Raw genomic sequence first — 22,674 nt, 5'->3', positions numbered from 1 at the left:
TAACCCAATACAGTTCAGATAAACCCAAAACCCTGATGTAGAGACGCGATTTATCGCGTCTTCAAAGACCAATTATCTATACCAATAACCCTTATTGATTTTTAACCTACAAGCGATATTCAAATGCCATCTGCCTGCTTTTAGTTTCCAGCTTGCACTCTCCCAACCCCTAGATATGCCCGTGTACTTGGATTAATTAGATTTTGTTATTTTCCAGAGAAAGTCGTCTACCTGCTGTAACTTTGAGTTATAAACTTTTTCAACTCCAGCTTTTAAGAAATCAGACGGCTCGAACAAGAACAAAAATATGTCGCTAAAGCCATTAGTAATCTCTGGTAACTGATTTTTTCCTACAATTTGAAATTTCACTTTTGGCTCAATTAAGTTACTAAGTACTTGTAGCGGTGGAATAATATTATCCTCATCACTAATTAAAAGTGGTTTCTTTCCTTGATTAATAATATTAGCAATTTTCGGATATTCTTGGTATTTATCAGGGAATTGATTCCACCAAATCTGCGCTTGAGAGTGAACCATACAAGATAAAACTTCGCTTATAATCACCATAAACGCTACAAGCGACCAAAACTTTTTTTGCCAAGTTTTAGTAGACATAGACGCAATCTTAGTGGTAAATAGGTAAGCAACAGCTAACTGTATACCTAAAACTGAAGGAAGTGTATATCGACTAGTAGCAAATCGCTTTTGAAATACGAAATCTGTTATCAGTAAAGGAAGCCCTACAGATCCAATCAAGGTTAAGACAAATAACCAAACTTTTTTAGAAGTTCTTCGACACACAAAATAAATTGAGTAGCTGATTAAAGCTAAAATAATTAAAATAAAAGGAATTAAAACGAACTTAAGTTTTCCCGGTTCGTTAGGACTAATACCTAAATCAAGAAACGCACGACTAAAGATACCAGCCCACCTTACAACTGACATAAATAATGTTTGTTTAGTACTCGCCCAAGTGACTGCTTCTGGCTGAGGATTGCTAATAATAATCCAAATCCAAGGTACAAAGGTTAGAAACCCCGCAAGCAATGATAGCAGGTAGTAAATCAATGTTTTACTCAATCGAAAGCGTTCGATTGCAACTACATAAATTCCCTGTGCAAAAGCAACCAAGGTAAAAAATAGATGAGTATAAAACCCTATTGATAATGTTGCTACATAAATGTACCAACTAACTTTTGTTTGAAGACGCATGGCTCGCAGCAGTGCTACGCTCGATATTAAAATGGCTACTATTCCTAAACTATACGATCGCGCTTCTTGTGCATACACGATATGAATAGGTGAAATGGCTACCAACCCAATAGCTATCCACCCTACTAGTGAAGACTCAAATAATTCTTGACATAGCCAATAAAAACAAGGAAAGGTAAGTAGACTAATAAATGCTGAAAAACTTCTGACCGCTGCTATAGAATTGCCAAAGCACTCTACCCAAAACCGGGTAATCAAGATGTATAGTGGCAAAATCTGCGAGTCTTCTAAAATAATCCCTTTAATTGTATCAATTGCATTTTTCTCAGGATTAGGATGCTGGTATTTATGTAAATCTTCTATGTCAATCAAACGACCATCACTTAATTGCGTTTTCATTTCTGACTGCGTATAGCCAGATATGCGTAATGATGACAAAACTTCATCACCCCAATAATTTTTTTTGTCAATATTGACGAAACGGAAAAATACACCTATTCCTAATAGGATGATAATTAAAAAACGTAACCAATATTGAAAATTAGTCCATTTCTGTGATAATTTCTTTTTCATGTAGTTTACAATCTCTTCAAATCCTTACTTAACCTTGGTAAAAAGGCAACTCATAATTTGTTATTAGCAATAGGCTAATAACAAAATCAAATTAGGATTTTGGAATAAAAAAGTGAACTATAATTAGGATTTATTTATATAAATTTATAAACTATAAAATAAATACAAAGTATTATTTAATTTTTAACCACTATTAATTTATTTTGCAGTTTTGCGCAAAACTATACTGATAGTAAGTATAATTGTTTCCTTGTTAATCCTACAATATAAATTAATCAATCAATAAAATACTGGTGTTCCAAATAAAAAGATTTTATAAAGTTTATATAAAAGTATTATAAATACACCTGTTAGCGAAGAATACAGAAGCGCTATTGTGGAATCGTTGTAAGTTCTAAAAAAGGCACTTGCAACAAAAATTTAGTACTTACTCTATACGCATTTCATTACATAGCTTGCTTGCCACTTTCGGGTAAGAAGCTTTTTAATCTGTGTTGCGAATTTTAACTTGCCCTTACCTGGACTAAATCGACCGTTGTTCCAACAGTCTAAAATACGGCATCTATATACTACGGTAAATTGATAGATTTATAGTATGATATTTTAAACTGCGATCGCTTCCTTTGGTATGTAGCTATTAAGCGCAAGCAACATATCTAAAGTAAACGGACGAGTGCGAACACCGCCCTATCGATCAAACTATGGAGAATTGACATGAGCAACAAACACATTGAGGTCAAACAAGTAGCGGGTTTCATCGGTGCCGAAATCAGCGGCGTAGACCTGTCACGTCCTTTGCACGATGATGCAGTCAAAGAAATTCGTCAAGCACTATTGAAGTGGAAAGTCGTGTTCTTTCGCGGCCAAAACATCGATCATGCGGCACAGATTGCGTTCACAGGTCGTTTTGGTGAAGTTACCTACGCGCATCCCCACGAAGATGAGCCGATTGATGGCTTTTCAGAAATCCTGCCCATTGACCGCAGTCGTTATGAGCGGCGCAATGGTCTGCGCCGTTCCAGCTATGAAAGTCGCTGGCACACCGATGTTACAGCAGTTGTTAACCCACCTGCGGCGTCAATTTTGCGTGCGGTTAATGTCCCTAGCTTCGGTGGTGACACACAATGGACAAATTTAGTTGCAGCCTATGAGGGTCTATCAGCACCCTTGCGGGCGTTGGCAGACACATTAAAAGCCGAACATCGCTTCAATGCGCGTTTGAATTTCCCCAGCAATAGCAAGATTGCCCAGCGCATCGCAGCCAATCCCCTGGTTTCAATCCACCCAGTAGTAAGGGTTCATCCTGAGACTGGTGAACGCGCATTGTACGTCAACCCTGGCTTCACCTCGCATATTCTTGACGTATCACGACAAGAGAGCGACCTGCTGCTTGAGTTGTTCTTCAACCAGATTACCAAGCTCGCCTACACCACCCGCTTCCGCTGGAATAACGGTGACATTGCGTTCTGGGACAACCGCGCCACCTCCCATTTGGCCCCTCAAGACTTGGATCATCTGGAAGTCGAGCGCGTCCTCTATCGCACCACCATCACGGGCGATGTTCCAGTTGGGCCCGATGGTTTCCGATCGCAAGTGGTTGAAGGTGAGGCGTTCAATAGCGAACTACCAACCGTATTGAAGAACAAAGCTGAGAAGTTGGAAGCAGTACCAGCGCTTTCATAAGCTATAGAGTGGTAAACAAGGGCTGTGGAATCTGTTCGCAGCCCTTATTTACCTACTGAAGTATTTAGCGAAATATAAATTTATTTGTGTAGCATTAAGAAATTTTTACCGCAATTTAGAATCATTCGTGAGAAAATCTTGATCGTTTCTCTTGAATGGATAAAGCAATGCTTCAGAGACATCACCACAGCCTATTCTCTGGCAATAACTATATCGTTGGACTTAATAACAGCATAAGCCTCTTTCCCCTCAGACAAATCTAACTCTTCTACCGATACTCTGGTGATAATTGAAGTTAACTCAACTTTGTGAACAATCTCCAGCGTTACTTCACTATTAACGGCTCCAGTAACAACTCGCTTAACAACACCCTTGAGAATATTGCGAGAGCTAACTTTGAGTGGTTTCTTTTGAAGACTAATTTCTATCTCAGGCATTTGAGTGTAGATATCTTCCTCATCTGTGTTTATGGTTGGTAGCAAGTTTGATGGTGAAGAGTGTTGATTAAGACCACGTACCAGTTCCCGGAGAATCTCGGTCTTAGTTCGCTGAGACTGGCCACAGAACTCTTCCAAAATCTTTCGCTCCTCTTCTGAGGTTTGGAATGTGACCCACCCTTGTTCTTTTCTAGGCATAATTTTACCGATATAGTTGGTTATATGTTGGTATCTTTGGTACTATTTTACCTAGCATCAATTTTATGGAAGAAACCCTTCAAACGCCTTTTCTATGAAAAGAAGACAAATTTTTGGCTTCCTGGGTATAGCGATCGCTGGCTTGCTGCTAGCAATTGGTTTACCGTTGGTTCCTCCTTCTCCTGTAATAGCACAGTCGAACACCAGCATACTCGTGTCCGCAGCCGCCAGCTTAAAAGAGGCACTGGAAGAAATTAAGCCTTTGTACCAACAAAGTAAATCAAATATCAATATTAGTTATAACTTTGGGGCTTCTGGTGCCTTGCAGCAACAGATTGAGCAAGGTGCGCCAGCGGATATCTTTATTTCTGCTGGCAAAAAGCAAGTGGATGCCTTGGAACAAAAAGGATTATTGCTACCAGGTAGCCGTACTAACCTAGCAAATAACCGTCTAGTCTTGATTGTGGCTCAGGATGTTGTTGGCATCAATAGCTTCTACAATTTAACAGATAGTAAGATTAAAAAAATTGCGATCGGTGAACCCAGAAGCGTACCCGCCGGTCAATATGGCGAGCAAGTCTTGAAGAAATTGAAACTTTACGATCGCCTCAAGTCGAAATTAGTCTTTGCTAACAATGTGCGTCAAGTTTTAGCAGCAGTAGAAAGTGGTAATGCCGAAGCGGGTTTAGTTTATGCCACTGATGCCAAAATTTCCAACAAAGTAAAAGTCGCAGTTACTGCTGATGATAAATTTCACTCACCGATTGTCTATCCGGTAGCAATAATTAAAAGCAGTAAAAATCCTTCCGCTGCCAAAGAATTTGTCCAGTTTCTATCTGGCAGTGAAGCCAAAACTGTACTCAAAAAATATGGGTTTATTGTGAGTTAAAATAAGGGGCTTAAGCCCCTTGTTGATTTATTGAAGTTTAAGAAGCTGTGGACTGTAATTTTTCTAGTCGTGCCAGCACTTCTGAACTGTGAATAGTTGGGTTGACTTTGACAAAAGTTTCGCGCAAGACGCCTTGAGGATCGATGATAAAACTGTGGCGCATAGATAAAAAGCCAAGCCACGAACCGTAAGCTTTGCTCACTGAACCATCAGTGTCAGCCAATAGGGGGAATTTTAGTCCCTCTGAATCACAAAATTTGGCGTGGGAGTCAATATCATCAGCACTAACGCCAATAATCTGAGTGTTTTTTTCCAGGTATTGGGGTAAGTCTTGCTGAAAACGACGAGCTTCTATAGTACAACCAGAGGTGAAGTCTTTAGGATAAAAGTACAGGACTAGCCATTTACCACGCAAGTCAGAGAGGGAAATTTTACCATCACCTGTGTTGGTTGGCAGAGTAAACTCTGGTGCAGGTTGATTAATTGCCGGAAGTTTACCACCAAGAGCATTAGCAGCAGGGGTAAAATTCAGCCAGCTGATGACAGAAATACAGCTGGCAAATAATATGCTTAAAAAAGTGCGGCGGGAAATCATGGTGTAAACCAGAATCACAACTTTACACAAGTTTACAATTCTTGGTTGCGAGAAATCTTATTCTAAGTGAGATTCGGCAGGGGTATCTGTGCTTTCGATATATTGACTATCTAGGAGAAAAGCCCCCCTAGCAAAGCGAATACCCCAATATCCACCAGGTCTGCGGTCAATGACTATACCTTCTTCACCAATGTGAATGACATTGGGAGGGCGCAACATGGGCATAGGTTCAGCAGTTTTGACGTAGGCTGGTAGCGCCACAACACGGACTTTACTACCAATTGCGAATTCTTTCGACATGTTAATCAAGCTAGGAGTTTTGATTAACTCATAACTCAAAACGATCTTGAAAGTCTACTAAATTGAATCAGAACTCAGAACTCAGAACTCAGCACTCAAAATAGGGAAAGGGAAAGGGGATGAAGTTTTTCCCCTTTCCGCATCTTCTGCAAGAAGTCTGTTAATTTTTGACTATGGAAAACAATGCCTGGACATCAGTCAAGGGTAAGTGCCAAAGTAATTCTGGTTGCCAAGTATCTGGGTCAAAGTGAGAGTGACAACCGCGTTGGTATGCTTGCCAAAGTCTGTCCCAGGTGAATTGTTGTCGAGAATTTAGGTTTTTATGGATGACTCGCAACAGTCCTAGTCCCAGCATCAAGTTAGTTATGCTAAAATTTGTTCCTAATAAAAATGCCTGTATTTCTGCTTCGCCAATGAAGTCTGTGCCATAGCCTGTGAGAACATGAACCCCGTCATGGAGTTGTTTACGGCGGCTACCTGTAGTAAAGGGTTTTAAATTGTGTTCATTGAGGAAGTCTGCCCAAGTTCTGCCAAAAGTGCCAGTAGGGAGGAAACGCAATTTCTCTATTTCCACAATTTGGGGAACATCTCGCCCCTGCGCTTGTGCGATACGATCGAGTACATCTAAAACCTGTTGCAGACGAGGAGCGGGATTTGGTAAAGCCGCAAAGGGTTGCATCATAATCTATCTATTTTGGGATTGAGATGGGCGAGTATTGCCCACCCCAAAATTATTATTTTTTGAAAGATGATTATTGAGGATTGCCTTGTTGACGGCGTGATGGAGCATTTTGACGAAATTGCTCCAATTTTTGACGCTGTTCGGGGGTTAAGACTGCTTGAATCTGTTGTTTCTCAGATTCGCGGATTTGTCGCATTTGGGTTTTTTGGGTTTCAGTCAGATTTAAGTCACCAAAACCACCCTTTCCTCGACGTTGGCCGGGTTGCCGTTGACCTTGACCTGTTTGCCCCTGAGCCTTACGCGCTTGCCACTCAGCCCGACGTGCTTGTTTTGCTGCCTCTAATTTTGCTTTTTGTTCTGGGGTCAAAACTGCTTCAAATTTGGCGCGGCTATCGCGGCGAATCGTCTGAATTTGGGTTTTTTGGGCATCTGTTAGACCCAACTCCTTCCAAGGGCCTCTTTCTTTTTGTTGAGTTTGTGCAAGTAACAGGGGTGAAGGAGAGGCTGTTTGAGCGTGAACAGCAAAGGAGGTTGCAGTTAAAGTTAAGGCGATTGCGGAAGCGACTAGCGATAATGCTTTGAGTTTCATTACTTGTCTGGTGGGTTTTTCCTGGTTGGATGCCACCATCATAAGAACTTATCTTCAGCAGTTACATGAGGAGAAAGTCATGGTTATACCCATGACTAAAGTCATGATTGACAATAGATAGTTAAAAGTTAGAAGTTAGGAGTTAGGAGTTAGAAGTTAGGAGTTAAAAGTTAGAGTTATAAATCCTGAAAATTTTGATTATGATGATTTTATAAGTCATTCTTTAGCTTATTAAGTAACGATTCTGTTGTTTGAATTTACTTTTGATTTCTCACTCAGCGAAAATTCTAAGTGGCGGAAGCCACTGCTCAAATATTCGGAATTATTAACTTCTAATTCCTAATTCCTAACTCATAACTTATAACGGGAGCAACGCGGCTAATGAGTCGTTCAATTCAAATTAAGAAACATCCTTTTCCGTCTCTGCTTTATCTGGAGTGGACATTACTGGCGATCACCGCATTGACAGCCGTTATACCACCCCCGTTACGGCGTTTTCGTCCCAAGCTTCCAGAACTATCAATTTGTGGTGCATTTCCAGACTTGTCAGTTTGTAGCATATTGCCAGAACTGTCAATCTATAGTCTGATTATTTTTGCACTAATGGGCTTAAGATTACCCAGGAATAGCCAGACAACTAAGGTAATATATACAGCTATTGAAATTTTATTGATTTTAATAATTGGACTTTTTGGGGAGAGATTTGCTCGACTTTTCCCCTTTCTCTATATAATTTTAGTGACTCGCAGTTGTCTGATTTTTCAGTTAAATGGGCGTTTATTCGTTACAGCTTTGTCATTTGCTTTATTTTTAGTTACCACACAACTAAAATATCAGTTATTCAATTTTCAAGCATCGCCACAGGCACAAGAGCGATATCGATTTTTGATTTTGAATTCGTCACTAGTATTTGGCTTAAGTTTGGTGTTTGTGTTGCTGATGATGAATGCAGTTTTGTCTGAACGGCAAAGTCGAGAAAAGCTAGCTCTTGCTAACGAAAAACTCCGTCAATATGCCATGCAAATTGAAAATCAAGCTACCTTAGAAGAACGTAACCGCATTGCTCGTGAAATTCATGATTCATTAGGACACTCTCTGACTGCTTTAAACCTACAATTAGAAACTGCTTTAAAACTATGGCAATCTAACCCAGGTAAGGCTGAAACATTTCTTGCAACTGCAAAGGAATTAGGTTCAAAGGCGCTAAAAGATGTTCGTCAATCTGTTTCTACTATGCGTTCTAATCCCTTACAAGAACAATCTTTAGAAGATGCGATCGCTAGTCTTTCAGAAAATTTTCATCGGTTTAATGGGATATTACCAATTTATCAAATCAACCTGGACTATTCTCTACCACCTGAAATAAATACTGCTATTTACCGGATTACTCAAGAATCTTTAACTAATATATCTAAATATGCCTATGCAACAGAGGTTAAATTGGAACTCACTACGACTAAAGGCAATTTACAATTGATAATTCAGGATAATGGTAAAGGTTTTGACGTAGGGCAAAATACTACTGGTTTTGGACTTCATAGTATGCGCGATCGCACTTTAGCACTTGGAGGTAAGTTTAATATTAATAGCGCTCTTGGCTCTGGTTGCAAAATTACAGTTAATATTCCATTAACAAGGTTAACATAATGATTAAAGTATTGCTGGTAGATGACCAAAGTTTAATTCGTCAAGGATTAAGAGCTTTATTGGAACTAGAACCAGATTTAGAAATAGTTGGAGAAGCAGAAAATGGCGAACAGGCGATTAATTGTGTTGCCCAATTTCAGCCAGATGTAATATTGCTAGATATCAGAATGCCAATTATGGATGGAGTTGCAGCCACGAAGGAAATTCAAAAACGTTTTGCCAAAACTAAGATTTTAGTACTAACGACTTTTGATGATGATGAATATGTGTCAGCAGCTTTAAAGAATGGGGCTATGGGTTATTTATTGAAAGATACACCATCAGAAGAATTAGCTGTTGCTATTCGTGCCGTTCATAAAGGATATACTCAGTTAGGCCCAGGTATAGTTAAAAAGCTGTTGACCCAATTTTCTCATGTTGCACCAATCCAGTCACCGCCTGTACCATCTACTTTAGCGGAACTTACCCCTAGAGAAAAAGAGGTTTTGCAATTAATTGCTACAGGCGCTAGTAACCGAGAAATTGCTCAGGAACTCTACATTTCTGAGGGGACAGTAAAAAATCATGTTACGAATATTTTAAACAGGTTAAATTTGCGCGATCGCACTCAAGCTGCAATTTGGGCAAATACATATTTATCCTATTTGAATGAGCCAAGTTAAGTAATTCGTAATTCGTAATTCGTAATTCGTAATTTTAAGCTTTATAGCAATTCTATTTTATTGGTGAAAATTGCAATCCGTATATTCCCGATTTTAAATAAATCAGGAATCTAAATTCAGCTTATTTAAATAACTCCAAGCATTCATTCTTTAAAACGCCTTTTGTCACTTTGATTTTCCTAAATGACTTATCGATTACCTCTTCACAAGAGATACTAATTTGTGATTGATTTACTGAAATTAAATCTTGAATTGAAGCACCATATACAATTTCTGATAAACCACTCCAAACACAAGCAGTTGCACACATTGGACAAGGTTCGCCAGTTGTATATATGTTATAACCTTCTAAAGAGAGGCTTTTGAGTTTAGCTGTTAAACTACGAATAGCATTGATTTCTGCATGGGCTGATGGATCGTTGTCTCTCCTTACAGTATTATGAGCTACGGCAACGACTTCATTATCTTTAACAATCACTGCACCGTAAGGCGCATCCCCTTTTTTTGCTTCTGCCAATGCTAAACGCATAAAAGATTCTGGGTTCATATAAGCTGAGGTTAACATAAGGATAATTGTTAATAATATCGTATTTCTAATGTTATAACTGGGAATTAAGATGTATTAATGGTCGAATATGTTACTGAGCAGACAAGAAACAGAATTTTACTTAGAAGACCTAGAAACACCAATAGGTAAAGCGATTAATTTAACACTTGCCTCTTTGGTGCTAATATCATCAGGAATTTTTGTGGCAGAAACATATAATATTCCTGACTATATGCGGTTTCAATTAAATGTAGCTGATACTGCGATCGTCATGATCTTCGCTGTGGAATATTTACTCCGCCTGTGGAGTGCGGAAAATAAGATTAAGTATATTTTTAGCTTTTATTCGATTATTGACTTAATGGCGATTCTGCCATTTTTTCTAGGTATGGTGGATATTAGCTTTATCCGCCTATTACGATGGTTTCGGATTTTACGATTAATTAGATTTATCGATAGAAAGTTTTTATTCGCTAGTATCAGCAGTGAAGATGGGATGATTTTTGCGCGAATATTATTTACATTATTTGCAATTGTTTTTATTTACTCTGGCTTAATTTATCAAGTTGAGCATCCGGTTAATCCTGAAAATTACGGTACATTTTTGGATGCATTCTACTTCTCTGTTGTCACAATGACAACTGTAGGATTTGGTGATGTTATTCCAATTTCGGAATTAGGACGCTTGCTAACAGTATTGATGATTTTTACCGGAATTGCACTCATTCCTTGGCAAGTAGGGGATTTGATTAAGCGAGTGGTGAAAACTGCTAATCAGGTAGAAATAGTTTGTTCAGGTTGTGGTTTAGCTTTCCATGATGTAAATGCTGGGTTTTGTCAGAGGTGCGGGACTAAGTTAGCTAGTCGCAGGATTGATTAGACATCTGGTTAAATTAAATATGTATGCGTTATCCACAATCTTTGTAGAGATGTAGCATTGCTACGTCTCTACATTCTTTTTCATTCCTATAGGATATCTCTTTTGAGGAAAACCCAGGTTCAATAACAATTTCAGTTAGTGCTGTTGAAGTAGAATAAATTATACGATTCAAACAAATATGGCGATCGCAGCTTAATTCTCACACCTTTTTTAGGATGACGTGTACTAAGGCGATAACACACTCGACACCCATACCATCTTCTAATTTTGAAAATAGCTTCCAAGAATTTTTAGCTCACTTTGCTAAGGGAGTAGTTAATTGCTAAGGGAGTAGTTAAATAAAAGTAATTTTAGAAAATAATGTGACAGAACCTGAGCTTCGGTTTTGCTCGGCTCAACTAGCATATATAAAATTTTAAAAGTAATTTCAGACAATATTAGGCGCTGATGGGTTGTTGTTCAGATTCAATTAACTGATTATTAGGTACATCAAATCTAATAGTAGTAGCTGCCCAGTCTTTGAAATCGGGTGCTAGCCAAACTAGCTTACGCAGAATTTCATCATTGACCCACAATACCAAGGGAAACTGAAACTGTTTCCGAAACTCATCTCGCATGATATTGGTACTAATAATCAGTTGGTTAATTGCCGCTACAGATTCTAAGCCCCTTATCATCAAAGCTTCGGGTTGAGTAGTACCAATTTCACTTATAATAGCTGTGTATAATTTGTCAACCGTAGGTGAGAGCAATATTTCGTGGATATCTGCTGATGAAAATTCTGTTAATAAATTCAGCACTTGCTGCTGCCTTTGAACAGAGTTACAACACGCCAATAAGAGTGAAAACTCTCCACCAGAAACCATCATCGCCCTTGCCAGCCTCTTAGTGGCTGCTGTGCTGCTAACTGTGCCGTTTTCTGAATTAGTTAAGCTGATCATTAAAAACACCCTTCTTTTGATTTTCAAACATACTCAGTGATTCTACCCTATTAATTTTTATTCAAAAGTGTTAATTGGGTAACTTTGATGACTTTTCTCTGTAATATTAAGCATTATATAATGAACAAGCAGATTGGTGCATTATCTCATATTCACAATTTAGGGATGATGTAAAGATAATATCAATCCAATGTCAGTAATACGGGACAAGCGAAGAATTAACAATTTAATTATCACTGGATTTTCATAGATTTTTGCATCTGCTAGCACGTAAGTATTTTTTTCTTAAAATACGGTAAAAAAGATACTCCGTAAAAGTCTAGCAGTAAATGTTAGGAAGTGGCAAAACTTATAGTAGTTTTCAAATGCACCCCTACTTAAACATTAGGTTTTCCATATCACCCTTCTTTTGTGGTCGCACTATAACTTTGCTTCACGCTAACACCAGTTACCTAGAGCAGTAAACCCCCTACAGCTATAGTTCACCGCGTCATCGGTCTTCTCAACAAGCCATTTGGGGACGGATATTGAGTGTAGAGTAGTAAAATAGTCTCAGCGCAAGATGCAGAAATCTTGTTGTATTAAAGCTAACTCATTCGTTTGATAGACCTGTAGATTGAAGATGTCGCTCCGTTAGTGGAGGACAGGGAATATTTAGCTTTCTAAGATCGGTTCAGAACATCTGAACTATAACAACAAGTTTGGAATTTGCTCCATTGTTTGAGGTTCATAGTCAATAACAAACTTATGTAAATATTTATTTAATTTTTTTGGAAACTAATTAGGAATATCACCATGCTATTTAAAGATCGGAGGTTTGCAGGTCAAGTTTTGGCTAAGGAGTTAACTGCTTATGCTAACGATCCAGATGTTTTGGTATTAGGGCTACCAAGGGGTGGTATACCCGTTGCCTTTGAAGTTGCCAAAACGTTAAATGCTCCCTTAGATGTTTTAGTGGTACGTAAATTGGGTGTGCCCGATCAAGAAGAACTAGCGATGGGAGCGATCGCTTCTGGTGGTGTGCGGATAGTCAATAAATATATTATCAGCCTGGAAAAGATACCTGATGAAGTAATTGCCAGAGTGGCGGCGCAAGAAGAACGGGAGTTAGAGCGGCGGGAACGGCTTTATCGGGGAAATCGCCCCTTAAGAAATTTACAAGGACGTACAGTCATCTTAGTAGATGATGGTTTAGCCACGGGTGCAACCATGTGGGCTGCTGTTGTAACTGTGCGAAAACAGCAACCTGCTCAGATTGTGATTGCTGTACCTGTGGCTGCACCTGAAACTTGCCAAGAGTTAGAAACTGAGGTAGACGAAATCGTTTGCATCTCTACACCCAGCCCTTTCCAGAGCGTTGGTCTTTGGTACGAAAGCTTTCCTCAAACGACGGATGAAGAAGTCCGTGACTTACTCGCCAAAGCAGCAAAGAACGGTGAAGTAATACCTCTTGGTATGTAGATAAAGATTAAGTTTATGAGATGACCAACTGAAGTTTTAACGGGACAGAACTCAAACGGCGTGATGTTGCTCAGACAAAAACGTTGATCCTGTTACAAACTAGTTGATATGGTTAAGTAATGCTGAGTTCATCTGAAACAGCACCCTATGTTTCACGATCCATACTCAATAATCCGCAGAAATCAATATGTCTGAGATTCAAAACAAAGTGGTAATCATCACTGGAGCTAGCAGTGGGTTAGGTGAGGCAACTGCGAAGCTACTAGCTGCTAGTGGAGCCAAACTAATGCTGGCTGCCAGACGCGAAGATCGTCTCAAAGAATTGGTTGCAGCGATCGCTAAATCAGGAGGGACTGCAACCTATCAAGTAACCGATGTAGCAGATCGCGCCCAGGTGGAAGCCTTAGCGAAAAAAACTTTGAGTACTTATGGCAAAATTGACGTGCTAATCAATAATGCCGGGTTGATGCCGCTTTCTCCCCTCGACCAAGTAAAGGTGGAGGAGTGGGATCGGATGATCGATATCAACATCAAAGGCGTTCTCTATGGGATTGCTGCCGTCTTACCGATTATGCGTCAGCAAAAGTCTGGTCACGTCATTAACCTATCGTCCGTGGCTGGACATAAGGTGTTTGCGGGATCAGCTGTCTACTGTGCCACCAAGTACGCAGTGCGGGCGATTTCTGAAGGGCTGCGGCTAGAGTCAAATGGTGAAATCCGTTCGACTAATATCTCACCAGGAGCCGTTGCCACCGAACTGACCACCACGATTACCGATAAAGACACAGCAGCAGGAATTAACCAACTTTATGAGATCGCCATTGATGCAGATGCCATTGCCCGTGCGATCGCATACGCCATTGAGCAACCTGATGATGTTGATGTGAATGAAATCATCATCCGTCCGACACGTCAAGAACTTTAAATTTAGGCTTACAACTTAAAAAAACTAAGTCAGCTAATCTAAAAAGAAACTCTAAATTTAAAGGATTTGATTTCAGAAAGCGATCGCCAAACCTAGCGCGTCTGTGCGGTAACAATTTCTAACGGCGGCAATAATCTTGGGATTTATATACTCTGTTTGCCAGCAGCATTCAAATAAGGCAAGCAAGGGGAGCAGGGGGAGAAGAGAAGCAGGGGAAGAGAAATTGCTTAATAATAACTCTCTTTCCTCCCCTGCCTCCCCTGCACCCCTGCCTCCTCTACTTATCCGAACCGTATTGACCGTTATGCTGGCAAGATTTTCCCCTTCCTACTGATGTGGCTAGGTTTTAGAATTTTGATGGACAGCGAATCCTATCGTCTTTTTCTACCGAACACTTGAAATTTAATTAGCTAATGTTAGCCGTACCATCGCTGAGTGCATAGCGGTCAAACGCCGAACGATCTGCTCGATCTCCAAATCTAATATGCTGTAATCAATGACTGCCTGACGAATCGGTGTATGTCCTTGATTGACGGCTAGTTCTTCTATCCTGGCTGTACGCAGTGCTTGCAGGTATGGCTGGATTTTTAGCAGTGTTTCTTCCAAGTCAGGTAAGGGCGGTGGGGGAATTTCCTGCTGTACTGAATCAGCTAACTGCTCTAAGAGTAGCGAAATTTGGCAGACAAAGGTTTCTAATTCCGGGAGTGGTACTGTTCCTCGGAAATGTTCGAGATGTACTGCCAAAACTGTTACGGCGTTATTAAAACGTCCCATATACAGCAGCAGCGTCATTACTGGTTCTACTAATTCTTGGTGCATTTTCGGTTCGCGCAGCAATCCTTGGAAGGAGGCTTGGGCATTGCCAATTGCTAGTCCAGTTTGTCGCCGTTGACTGATAATACTAGAGTCACGCTCCTTTGTGCCTTGGTAAACAGCCATCACATCCCGAAAGTATTTGTGACATTCTCGTAGTGCTGTGGCGAGTTGACTAGGTAAACGATCGCGTTCCCAGTTTGGCCATAAAAAGTAATGACTCGCAAAAGCCAGTCCCGCCCCAATTAATGTATTCAACACCCGAAAGCCAGCAAGTTGCCAACTAATAGGATGACCAATATCGATAATCAGTAAGACAAATATTGAGAAGAAAATCACTGAATACCCATAGTTGAAACCGATCAGGGAAACGCCAAAAAATACTGTCAGCAGAATAATGATGTCTAATACAGGCTTACTCGTGATGGTTGCAAGTAAGATAGCAGCTAAGACAGCTCCTAAGATTGTCCCGCCAACTCGCTGGAAAAACCGTTTGAAAGTTGCACCCAAGTTTGGTTTCAGGACTAATATAATTGTCAGTGTTACCCAATAGCCCATTGGTAAATTTGTAACGCTGTATAATATCACGCCTAGAGTTAGACTCGCACCAATGCGGAGAGCATGGCGAAAGATTGCTGAGTCTAAGGTGAGGTTTTCTTTGAGTAAACTTAAGGGCGATCGCTGTTCTTCTTCAAATAAAAGAAGTCTATCTATATCTCGTTGACTCATTTTGCTGCGATCTGCCAGAGATTTAGCTGTCTGAGCCGTGTATTGCAATTGCTCGATCAGCTTTTTGAGCGTCAGCACCAGGTTAGTGAAAGCAACGAGGGTTGTGTAGTCGGTTTCACTCCCAGCAATTGCTTTTCTTTGCAGACTTTCTTGTTCTTTCAGTGCTTCATAGATGCGCTTGAGATTTCCCAAGTCGATGCTAGCAGGCTTGCGAGATATGACTTTCGCTATGGCTTGAAGAATGACTGATATTTGTTCGAGTGCATCGTCTACTAATTGCTGGACTGTATAATATTGCTGTTGTTGGAAGTGAGTTTCTAGTAATTCTGTTAAGGCAACAATTAAACCAAGCAAGCGATCGCCATCCTGAATTAGCAGCAAAAATGGCTCATTTATCCAACTCCGAGACGACTGTCCAATCCGTAATGTACCTAAAGCAGTGCGTGCTGTTTCTAATGCTTTTCTAATTTCGAGAATATTTTCAGTTGTTGCTACTTTACCTACAAATGCCTGAATGTAGTTGGCGATTGCACTGAAACAATCAGCCAAAGCTAGCCGTATTGGATCGTAAGGTCTAAAAGGCCACATTACTAAGGAGAGTAGCATCGCCCATCCACCTGCGGTTAGGCATAGCAGCGATCGCACGAGTGCAACTTCCAAGTTTCCTGGCTGTGCGATCGTGGTAATAAATGATATCCCTACCACCAGACCAACATTGGCACCAGCATTACCGTACAGTGACGCAAAACCGGAAGCAATTCCCCAGAGAAGTGTCAGCACTACAGCTAGTACCGGAACTTGAGCGACTAGAGTACCCACAAATACTGAAACAGTTATTCCCAAAGTAGCCTGTGTCATCGCCTTAGCTTTGATTTGGTAAGGGCCACCAACATTCGCTAAGTTGACAAAGTGAGCCATTAAACCAACCAATAGTCCGCTTTCTCTTTGGTTAATGAGTTGCCCAATTAGCATGGGAACTCCCAACGCGAAAGCAGCTCGTAAGCCGTTGGATATTGCTGGTTTTCCTGGCTCTGATTGGATCAGAAATTTGAGGAAATTACTTTGATTTAACTGCATTGTTTTTGTTAACAAAACAAAATTTTTATCGAAATTATCTTAATTTTTTGATATATTAAAATTTATTCTAATTGATGGTGGGCAATTAAGAGCTTTTACAAAAAGTGAATCTTCAGATACATATTTTGTCACTTTATAAGTCATTTTTAATTATTTGTTAACAGATATGAGTTTTATCGTGAATAACGGCATGATTGCTGTGATTGTCTGATAAAAAGCATTATTATGCTGCAAATATCTGTAATTAAAAATTGACTATTATCAAGACATATAAATAACCTTAGTTGCTGATTGTAAAAATGTAAATAAATATTTACAATAAAATAAAAAAAGTAAAATAATGTCAACGAATTTGATAGAAAAAAATATTAAATCTGTCCAAAAGTAGAGATAATTTTTAAAAGACGAAAACAATAAAAACCATTTACTTGGATAAGGTTTGATGTCGAAAAACTGTTCCAACTTCAGGGGAGAATTCAGCAAGTGAAGGCTCCGGTGTTATAAACCTGAAGAGTAAATAAAAGGGACTGGGCATGGAAAAGAGGCATCGGGGCGGGGTGCAGCGGGCAAATGGGAAAACTCTTCTCCCTTGCTCCTTGCCCCCTGCTCCCTTGCTTTTTCCCCAGTTCCCGATACATAGAGAAAAAGTTAAGCGCGAGGACATAGATTTAGTATGGCTAATAGCAGTGCAATCACCCCAGCACGACACTTGAGTGAAAAGTTACCTTTGCCGCTCAAGCGTTTGGCAGATTTGGCTTATAACTATTGGTGGAGTTGGAGTGGCGATCGCATCTCCTTATTCCAAACAATTGATCCCCAAGAATGGGAACGCTGTGGGCATAATCCAGTCGCAATTTTAGAGTCGGCAACTTATGAGCGTCTGACGCAATTAGCAGAAGACCCATTTTACTTAAAGCAGATATCCGCCCTAGCGCGTGAGTTTGACCAATACATCAATCAGCAAGATACTTGGGTCAGTCGAGTTGCACCGCAAGTATCTGCATTGCGCCCCATTGCTTACTTTTGCGCCGAATTTGGCATCCATGAATCTCTACCCATCTACTCTGGCGGGTTGGGAATTCTCGCCGGGGATCACCTGAAATCATCATCAGATTTAGGTGTGCCATTGGTTGGTGTTGGCTTGTTGTATCGCCAAGGTTATTTTCGGCAACGCTTGAACCGCCAAGGTTGGCAAGAAGATTATTATATTGATAATCCCTTTGAACAAATGCCCCTGGAGTTAATCAAAAATGAGCAAGGGGAATCGGTCACTATCGAGTTACAAGTTCGCCAACGAGTTGTGAAAGTGCAAATCTGGCGAGTGCAAGTTGGGCGAGTCACATTATATTTATTAGATAGCGATCGCCACGATAACGATCCCATTGACCGCTGGCTAACAGGACATCTATACGGCGGTAATTTGGAAACCCGCATCGCCCAAGAAGTCGTTTTAGGAATTGGTGGCGTTCGCGCCCTACACGCCTTGGGAATTGAACCTTCTGTCTATCACCTCAACGAAGGACACGCTGCATTCTGCACCTTGGAAATTGCCCGCTTAGAAATTGAACGGACTGGTAAATCTTTCTATGACATTGAAGCTAAGGTGCGGAACAGTTGTGTATTTACCACCCATACCCCCGTTCCCGCCGGTCATGATGTCTTCTCTCCCGATTTAATAGATTCCTTCTTTGCCAGCTATTGGCCGCAATTGCGACTTTCCCGCGAACAATTTTTGGCGCTGGGTGCAAGGCGATTGGGCGATCCTTGGGAACCCTTTGGGATGACCGTTTTAGCATTGCGGATGTCGCGTGCTTGCAATGGCGTGAGTGAATTACACGGTCAAGTTTCTCGTAAAATGTGGACAGTTCTCTATCCGCAGCGATCGAAAGATAAAGTGCCAATTGGTTACATTTATACTATGACCAAGATGCCAAAGGCATTCCTCACCGTTGGGTGCAGATGATGAAAACGTCGATTAAGACAAATGCGCCGTTATTCAACACCGACAGGATGATTGCCGACTACGTTTCACAGGTATATGTCCCAGAGATTTCTAAGAGTGTGGAACCGATTTTAGCTAAAGTACTGCTTTAGATAATTTTTAGTTTCCTGGTTAAATAGAGGGGCGGGTTTTCTGCCCCTTTTCTTGCTCCTAGTATCGCTTGCGATAAGATCGAGAATAAATTCATGCTGTGTTTATGGCAACCCAACTCAGCCAAGCCAAATCACCAACAGAACTGGTAATCTCTTGGGAAGCCTTGCCCAAAGATTTTCAACTAGAGGATGAACCAGTGGAGAATACCGGTCAGCCACTTTTGGCTGGTGCTTTGCGTGAAAGCCTAGAAATCAGTGGATTCATCCAACCTCAGATGTTGATAGCTTCAAACTTTGGTCTTTGTGCGACAGTCAACGAGCAATTTATTGCCAAAGCACCAGACTGGGTTTATGTGCCGTCGGTTAATGAAGTGGTGGGTAATCGCAAAAGTTATACACCCAATTTAGAAGGGGATATTCCGGCGATCGCTATTGAATTTTTATCCGATACTGAGGGTGGAGAATATTCAGTCAAGCGAACTTATCCACCAGGAAAATGGTTTTTCTACGAGCAAATTTTGCAGATTCCCATCTACGTTATTTTTGAACCTTATGGCGGTTTATTAGAATATTATCAACTGGAAAATAAGCGCTATGAGTTAAAGCAACCCGACGAAAATGGTCGTCATTGGATTGATGTAATGGGCTTATTTTTAGCAACTTGGCAAGGAACAAAAGAAGGTCGCACTGGTTATTGGTTGCGCTGGTGGGACCGAGATGGTAATTTGTTACCGTGGGCTGTAGAACAGATTGAACAAGAACGCCAACGTACAGAACAAGAACGCCAGCAAAAAGAACGACTGATTGCTTATTTGCAATCACAGGGTATTGACCCGAATAACTTGCCCCCATTTTAGTAGAGGCAATTGATAAATTGCCCTTACGAGAATCATCCGATTTTGCAAAACCAACTAGTTTGCGATAGCAATCCTGAATCGTTCCTGAAAAATAATATCGCCGACTTATACCAATTCAATTAATAATTGCAACACATCCTTGGCTAAAGACGCGATGAATCGCGTCTCTACAAATGGTCTATTTGTCGCATTCTTTTTTCAAATTGGTATTATTTGATAAATCGGGGATATGGAGGTTGTAGCGGTCATGATTTTTGGCTGATTGATAAGTATGGGTTAATTGTCTGGATTCGTTCACGAAATATATAGCTTTCCAGGCTATTTACCTGATTTTAATCTTTAAGCATCTCCAACAATTGCGCCTCACTTAACTGTGTAATTCCCAAGGAAATTGCTTTTTCTAACTTGGAACCGGCATCTTCTCCTAAAACTAAATAATCTGTTTTTTTACTAACTGAATCAGTTACTTTCCCCCCAGATTTTTGAATCGAAGCCTTCGCTTCATCCCGCTTTAAGGTTGGCAATGTTCCCGTAATTACAAACGTTTTACCTGCAAATTTTTGATTACCATCCCCAACTATTTTTGTTTTCTCTGTGGCAGTTAATTGCAATCCTTCTGCTTGTAAGCGTTTTATCAACCTTTGGTTAGCATCAATCCGAAACCACTGGTATACAGATTGGGCAATTTCAGCACCAATACCATAAATGCCTTCAATATCTGATTGCTTTGCTGCCGCTAACTGGTCTACAGTGAAATATTTATGAGTCAGTAATTGGGCATTCACACTGCCAACGTGACGGATGCCTAAACCATACAATACCCTTGACCAAGGTTGATTTTTTGATTGAGCGATCGCATCCACTAACTTCTCTGCCGACTTTTTCCCCATCCTTTCCAATGCAGATAACTTCTCTGCTGTCAACTCATATAAATCGGCAACGGAATGCACCAAACCTTTATCAACGAGTTGATATACCAGTTTTTCGCCCATACCTTTAATATCCAAGGCATCACGACTTACCCAATGTTCAATGGAACCTTTGAGAATCGCCGCACAGGAAGCATTGACGCACCGAGTCACCGCCTCACCGGATTCTCGCACCACCAATTGGCCGCAGACTGGGCAATGGGTAGGCATAACGAAGGGTTCGGTGTCAGCGGGACGGAGTTCTTTGATGACCCTCAGCACTTCTGGTATGATTTCTCCAGCTTTGCGGACGATGACAGTATCGCCAATGCGGATGTCTAATTGAGTAATGCGATCGCTATTATGTAAAGTGGCGCGGGAAACTGTTGTTCCCGCCAGTTGCACCGGGCGCATCTCGGCTAACGGTGTTAACGCCCCCGTTCGTCCTACATTTACAGCAATATTTTCTACACGGGTAGGTGCTTCTTCGGCTGGATACTTTAAGGCGATCGCCCAACGGGGAAATTTCTGCGTAAACCCTAGCTGTTCCTGAAGTTTAAAAGAACTCAGCTTCACGACTACCCCATCCGTCATGTAGGGTAAATTCAGCCGTTCCGTATCCCAGTATTCATAATATTTTGCCACTTCTGCGATCGAAGCACAGAGTTTGTGGTTAGGGTTAACTCGAAAACCCATCTTTTCCAACAACTCCAACGCTTCCCATTGGCTATTAGCAATACTAGTGTCATCTCTACCAGGAATATGTAAGGTGTAGCCAAAGAAATCCAACCGCCGTTTAGCGACAATGCGGGAGTCTAGTTGCCTGAGTGTACCAGCTGCGGCATTGCGGGGATTGGCAAATAATTGCTCACTAGCTTTTTGCCTTTCCTCGTTGATTTGTTTAAATACTTCCAACGGCAAAAATGCCTCACCTCGTACTTCTACTCTTTCTAGAATTTCTAACCCTTCAAAATTCAAACGTAAGGGAATTGAGCGAATTGTCCGTACATTTTGGGTGATATCTTCACCCGTCACCCCATCACCCCTAGTTGTGCCTCTAACTAGAAGGCCATCTTGGTAAGTAAGAGCCAAAGCAGAACCATCAATTTTCAGTTCAGTGACATATTCCACTGCATCTATTTTCGGTACTTGTCGCCGCCAACGCTGATCCCATGCTTGCAACTCATCAATATTGAATGCATTTTCCAGACTGTACAAGGGGATATTGTGCCGCACCGAGGTAAATTGTGTTGCTGGCCTCTCACCTACACGCTGAGTCGGACTATCTGGTGCTGTCAATTCTGGATATTGAGTTTCCAGTTGTTGCAATTCTCGATATAACTGGTCATAGACTGCATCCTCCATGATTGGAGCATCTAGGACGTAATAAGCGAAACTTGCTTGTTGCAATAACTGGCGCAATTCTTCTGTGCGCTTTACTTCCGGCTTAATCTGTGTCATGAGAATTATTATAAAATATCTAGGATTAGGGCTAACAAATCATACATTTGTACTATACAAAATTTTGGCTTTTGAGCCATATATAAAGCTAAATAAGTTTTACCAAATCCCCCGCTATCTAATACTTGGATAGGGCGATCGCACGGCAAACTTCAGTAGTGCGCTTCCCCTGAGTACTAAGTATAATTCCACTGGTAAAAAATGTAGAGCGATCGCGAGTCAATAAATGGCTATATAAAACGTTTCCCCAACATCTTGCAAAAGTTACTTTTGCAAGATGTCTAATGAGTGCTGAGTGGGGAATCTCACTTTTTTACTCAGAACGGGCTAAACCTTAGCTATCCGCTCACGGAACTGTTTTGCCCCATACCCAAGCCATTAAAACTTGCTTCTTGCATCAAGCTATGAGATATTATATTTAAATAACAGTAAATCTATCGTATTACCGTATTTTAAAATTAGGGACTTCCAAAGAATAAATTATTCCAAGAAAAACAAGAAATATGTTTTCTCA

At 40.7% G+C, this 22,674-nt stretch carries 18 protein-coding genes and 1 pseudogene; 9 read left to right on the top strand and 10 right to left on the bottom strand.

The window, feature by feature from the left end; genetic code table 11:
* Positions 1-192: 192 nt before the first annotated feature.
* Complete coding sequence (locus HWQ42_RS27280; RefSeq protein ID WP_292817409.1) at positions 193-1,785, bottom strand: glycosyltransferase family 39 protein; 1,593 nt, start codon at positions 1,783-1,785, stop codon at positions 193-195.
* A 714-nt stretch (positions 1,786-2,499) separates the two neighbouring features.
* Here HWQ42_RS27280 and HWQ42_RS27275 point away from each other — a divergent pair.
* The gene (locus tag HWQ42_RS27275) at positions 2,500-3,468 is read left to right on the top strand and encodes a TauD/TfdA family dioxygenase (RefSeq protein WP_292817407.1); all 969 of its coding nucleotides are present in this window, start codon (positions 2,500-2,502) and stop codon (positions 3,466-3,468) included.
* Between the two features lie 191 nt (positions 3,469-3,659).
* On the opposite strand, the gene HWQ42_RS27270 is transcribed toward HWQ42_RS27275, so the two are convergent.
* On the bottom strand, positions 3,660-4,103 hold the full coding sequence (locus HWQ42_RS27270; RefSeq protein ID WP_292817405.1) for a molybdopterin-binding protein: 444 nt from the start codon (positions 4,101-4,103) through the stop codon (positions 3,660-3,662).
* A gap of 94 nt (positions 4,104-4,197) precedes the next feature.
* Here HWQ42_RS27270 and modA point away from each other — a divergent pair, with 94 nt between their 5' ends.
* Positions 4,198-4,992: a molybdate ABC transporter substrate-binding protein gene (gene modA, locus HWQ42_RS27265; RefSeq protein WP_292737950.1), complete on the top strand. Its 795-nt coding sequence runs from the start codon at positions 4,198-4,200 to the stop codon at positions 4,990-4,992.
* Between the two features lie 37 nt (positions 4,993-5,029).
* Here the strand turns inward: modA and HWQ42_RS27260 are convergent, their stop codons facing one another.
* The 4 genes from HWQ42_RS27260 to HWQ42_RS27245 all read right to left on the bottom strand — a co-directional run bounded on the left by HWQ42_RS27260 (position 5,030) and on the right by HWQ42_RS27245 (position 7,158).
* The gene (locus tag HWQ42_RS27260) at positions 5,030-5,587 is read right to left on the bottom strand and encodes a peroxiredoxin (protein ID WP_292737952.1); all 558 of its coding nucleotides are present in this window, start codon (positions 5,585-5,587) and stop codon (positions 5,030-5,032) included.
* 57 nt (positions 5,588-5,644) lie between these two features.
* Positions 5,645-5,887 (bottom strand): regulatory protein SipA, encoded by a 243-nt coding sequence (gene sipA, locus HWQ42_RS27255; RefSeq protein WP_292737954.1) that lies wholly within the window; start codon positions 5,885-5,887, stop codon positions 5,645-5,647.
* Positions 5,888-6,047: 160 nt separating this feature from the next.
* A complete protein-coding gene (locus HWQ42_RS27250) occupies positions 6,048-6,569 on the bottom strand; it encodes a Coq4 family protein (protein WP_292817403.1) in 522 nt (173 codons plus the stop codon).
* Between the two features lie 70 nt (positions 6,570-6,639).
* The gene (locus HWQ42_RS27245) at positions 6,640-7,158 is read right to left on the bottom strand and encodes a P pilus assembly/Cpx signaling pathway, periplasmic inhibitor/zinc-resistance associated protein (protein ID WP_292817435.1); all 519 of its coding nucleotides are present in this window, start codon (positions 7,156-7,158) and stop codon (positions 6,640-6,642) included.
* 381 nt (positions 7,159-7,539) lie between these two features.
* Here HWQ42_RS27245 and HWQ42_RS27240 point away from each other — a divergent pair, with 381 nt between their 5' ends.
* Both HWQ42_RS27240 and HWQ42_RS27235 read left to right on the top strand, forming a co-directional pair.
* A complete protein-coding gene (locus HWQ42_RS27240) occupies positions 7,540-8,805 on the top strand; it encodes a sensor histidine kinase (protein ID WP_292817401.1) in 1,266 nt (421 codons plus the stop codon).
* Positions 8,805-9,467, top strand: a complete 663-nt coding sequence (locus HWQ42_RS27235) for a response regulator transcription factor (protein ID WP_292817399.1) — start codon at positions 8,805-8,807, stop codon at positions 9,465-9,467. The genes HWQ42_RS27240 and HWQ42_RS27235 overlap by 1 nt, the downstream gene beginning before the upstream one ends.
* Before the next feature lie 121 nt (positions 9,468-9,588).
* On the opposite strand, the gene HWQ42_RS27230 is transcribed toward HWQ42_RS27235, so the two are convergent.
* On the bottom strand, positions 9,589-10,014 hold the full coding sequence (locus tag HWQ42_RS27230) for a nucleoside deaminase (protein ID WP_292817397.1): 426 nt from the start codon (positions 10,012-10,014) through the stop codon (positions 9,589-9,591).
* 88 nt (positions 10,015-10,102) lie between these two features.
* Here HWQ42_RS27230 and HWQ42_RS27225 point away from each other — a divergent pair, with 88 nt between their 5' ends.
* Positions 10,103-10,894: an ion transporter gene (locus HWQ42_RS27225; protein WP_292817395.1), complete on the top strand. Its 792-nt coding sequence runs from the start codon at positions 10,103-10,105 to the stop codon at positions 10,892-10,894.
* A 437-nt stretch (positions 10,895-11,331) separates the two neighbouring features.
* On the opposite strand, the gene HWQ42_RS27220 is transcribed toward HWQ42_RS27225, so the two are convergent.
* Entirely contained in the window at positions 11,332-11,835 is a 504-nt protein-coding gene (locus tag HWQ42_RS27220) for a hypothetical protein (RefSeq protein WP_292817393.1), read from the bottom strand.
* A gap of 795 nt (positions 11,836-12,630) precedes the next feature.
* Between HWQ42_RS27220 and HWQ42_RS27215 the strand changes: the two genes are divergently transcribed.
* Both HWQ42_RS27215 and HWQ42_RS27210 read left to right on the top strand, forming a co-directional pair.
* The gene (locus tag HWQ42_RS27215) at positions 12,631-13,296 is read left to right on the top strand and encodes a phosphoribosyltransferase (protein ID WP_292737965.1); all 666 of its coding nucleotides are present in this window, start codon (positions 12,631-12,633) and stop codon (positions 13,294-13,296) included.
* A 187-nt stretch (positions 13,297-13,483) separates the two neighbouring features.
* Positions 13,484-14,221 carry an SDR family oxidoreductase gene (locus HWQ42_RS27210; RefSeq protein WP_292817391.1) on the top strand — a complete coding sequence of 246 codons (738 nt, stop codon included), beginning with the start codon at positions 13,484-13,486 and terminating at the stop codon, positions 14,219-14,221.
* A gap of 402 nt (positions 14,222-14,623) precedes the next feature.
* Here the strand turns inward: HWQ42_RS27210 and HWQ42_RS27205 are convergent, their stop codons facing one another.
* Positions 14,624-16,840 carry an FUSC family protein gene (locus HWQ42_RS27205; RefSeq protein WP_292817389.1) on the bottom strand — a complete coding sequence of 739 codons (2,217 nt, stop codon included), beginning with the start codon at positions 16,838-16,840 and terminating at the stop codon, positions 14,624-14,626.
* Between the two features lie 673 nt (positions 16,841-17,513).
* On the opposite strand from HWQ42_RS27205, the pseudogene glgP reads away from it, so the two are divergent.
* Positions 17,514-18,934 (top strand): annotated as a pseudogene (gene glgP / locus HWQ42_RS27200) (alpha-glucan family phosphorylase).
* A gap of 104 nt (positions 18,935-19,038) precedes the next feature.
* Complete coding sequence (locus HWQ42_RS27195) at positions 19,039-19,791, top strand: Uma2 family endonuclease (protein ID WP_292817387.1); 753 nt, start codon at positions 19,039-19,041, stop codon at positions 19,789-19,791.
* Positions 19,792-20,123: 332 nt separating this feature from the next.
* Here the strand turns inward: HWQ42_RS27195 and ligA are convergent, their stop codons facing one another.
* Positions 20,124-22,160: an NAD-dependent DNA ligase LigA gene (gene ligA, locus HWQ42_RS27190; RefSeq protein WP_292817385.1), complete on the bottom strand. Its 2,037-nt coding sequence runs from the start codon at positions 22,158-22,160 to the stop codon at positions 20,124-20,126.
* Positions 22,161-22,674: the final 514 nt, after the last annotated feature.

The sequence above is a fragment of the Nostoc sp. JL23 genome (genome assembly GCF_017115065.1).
In the GTDB taxonomy this organism is placed as follows: domain Bacteria; phylum Cyanobacteriota; class Cyanobacteriia; order Cyanobacteriales; family Nostocaceae; genus Nostoc; species Nostoc punctiforme_A.
Note: the sequence above shows the minus strand (reverse complement) of the source record. Positions and strands in the feature narration are given on the sequence as shown.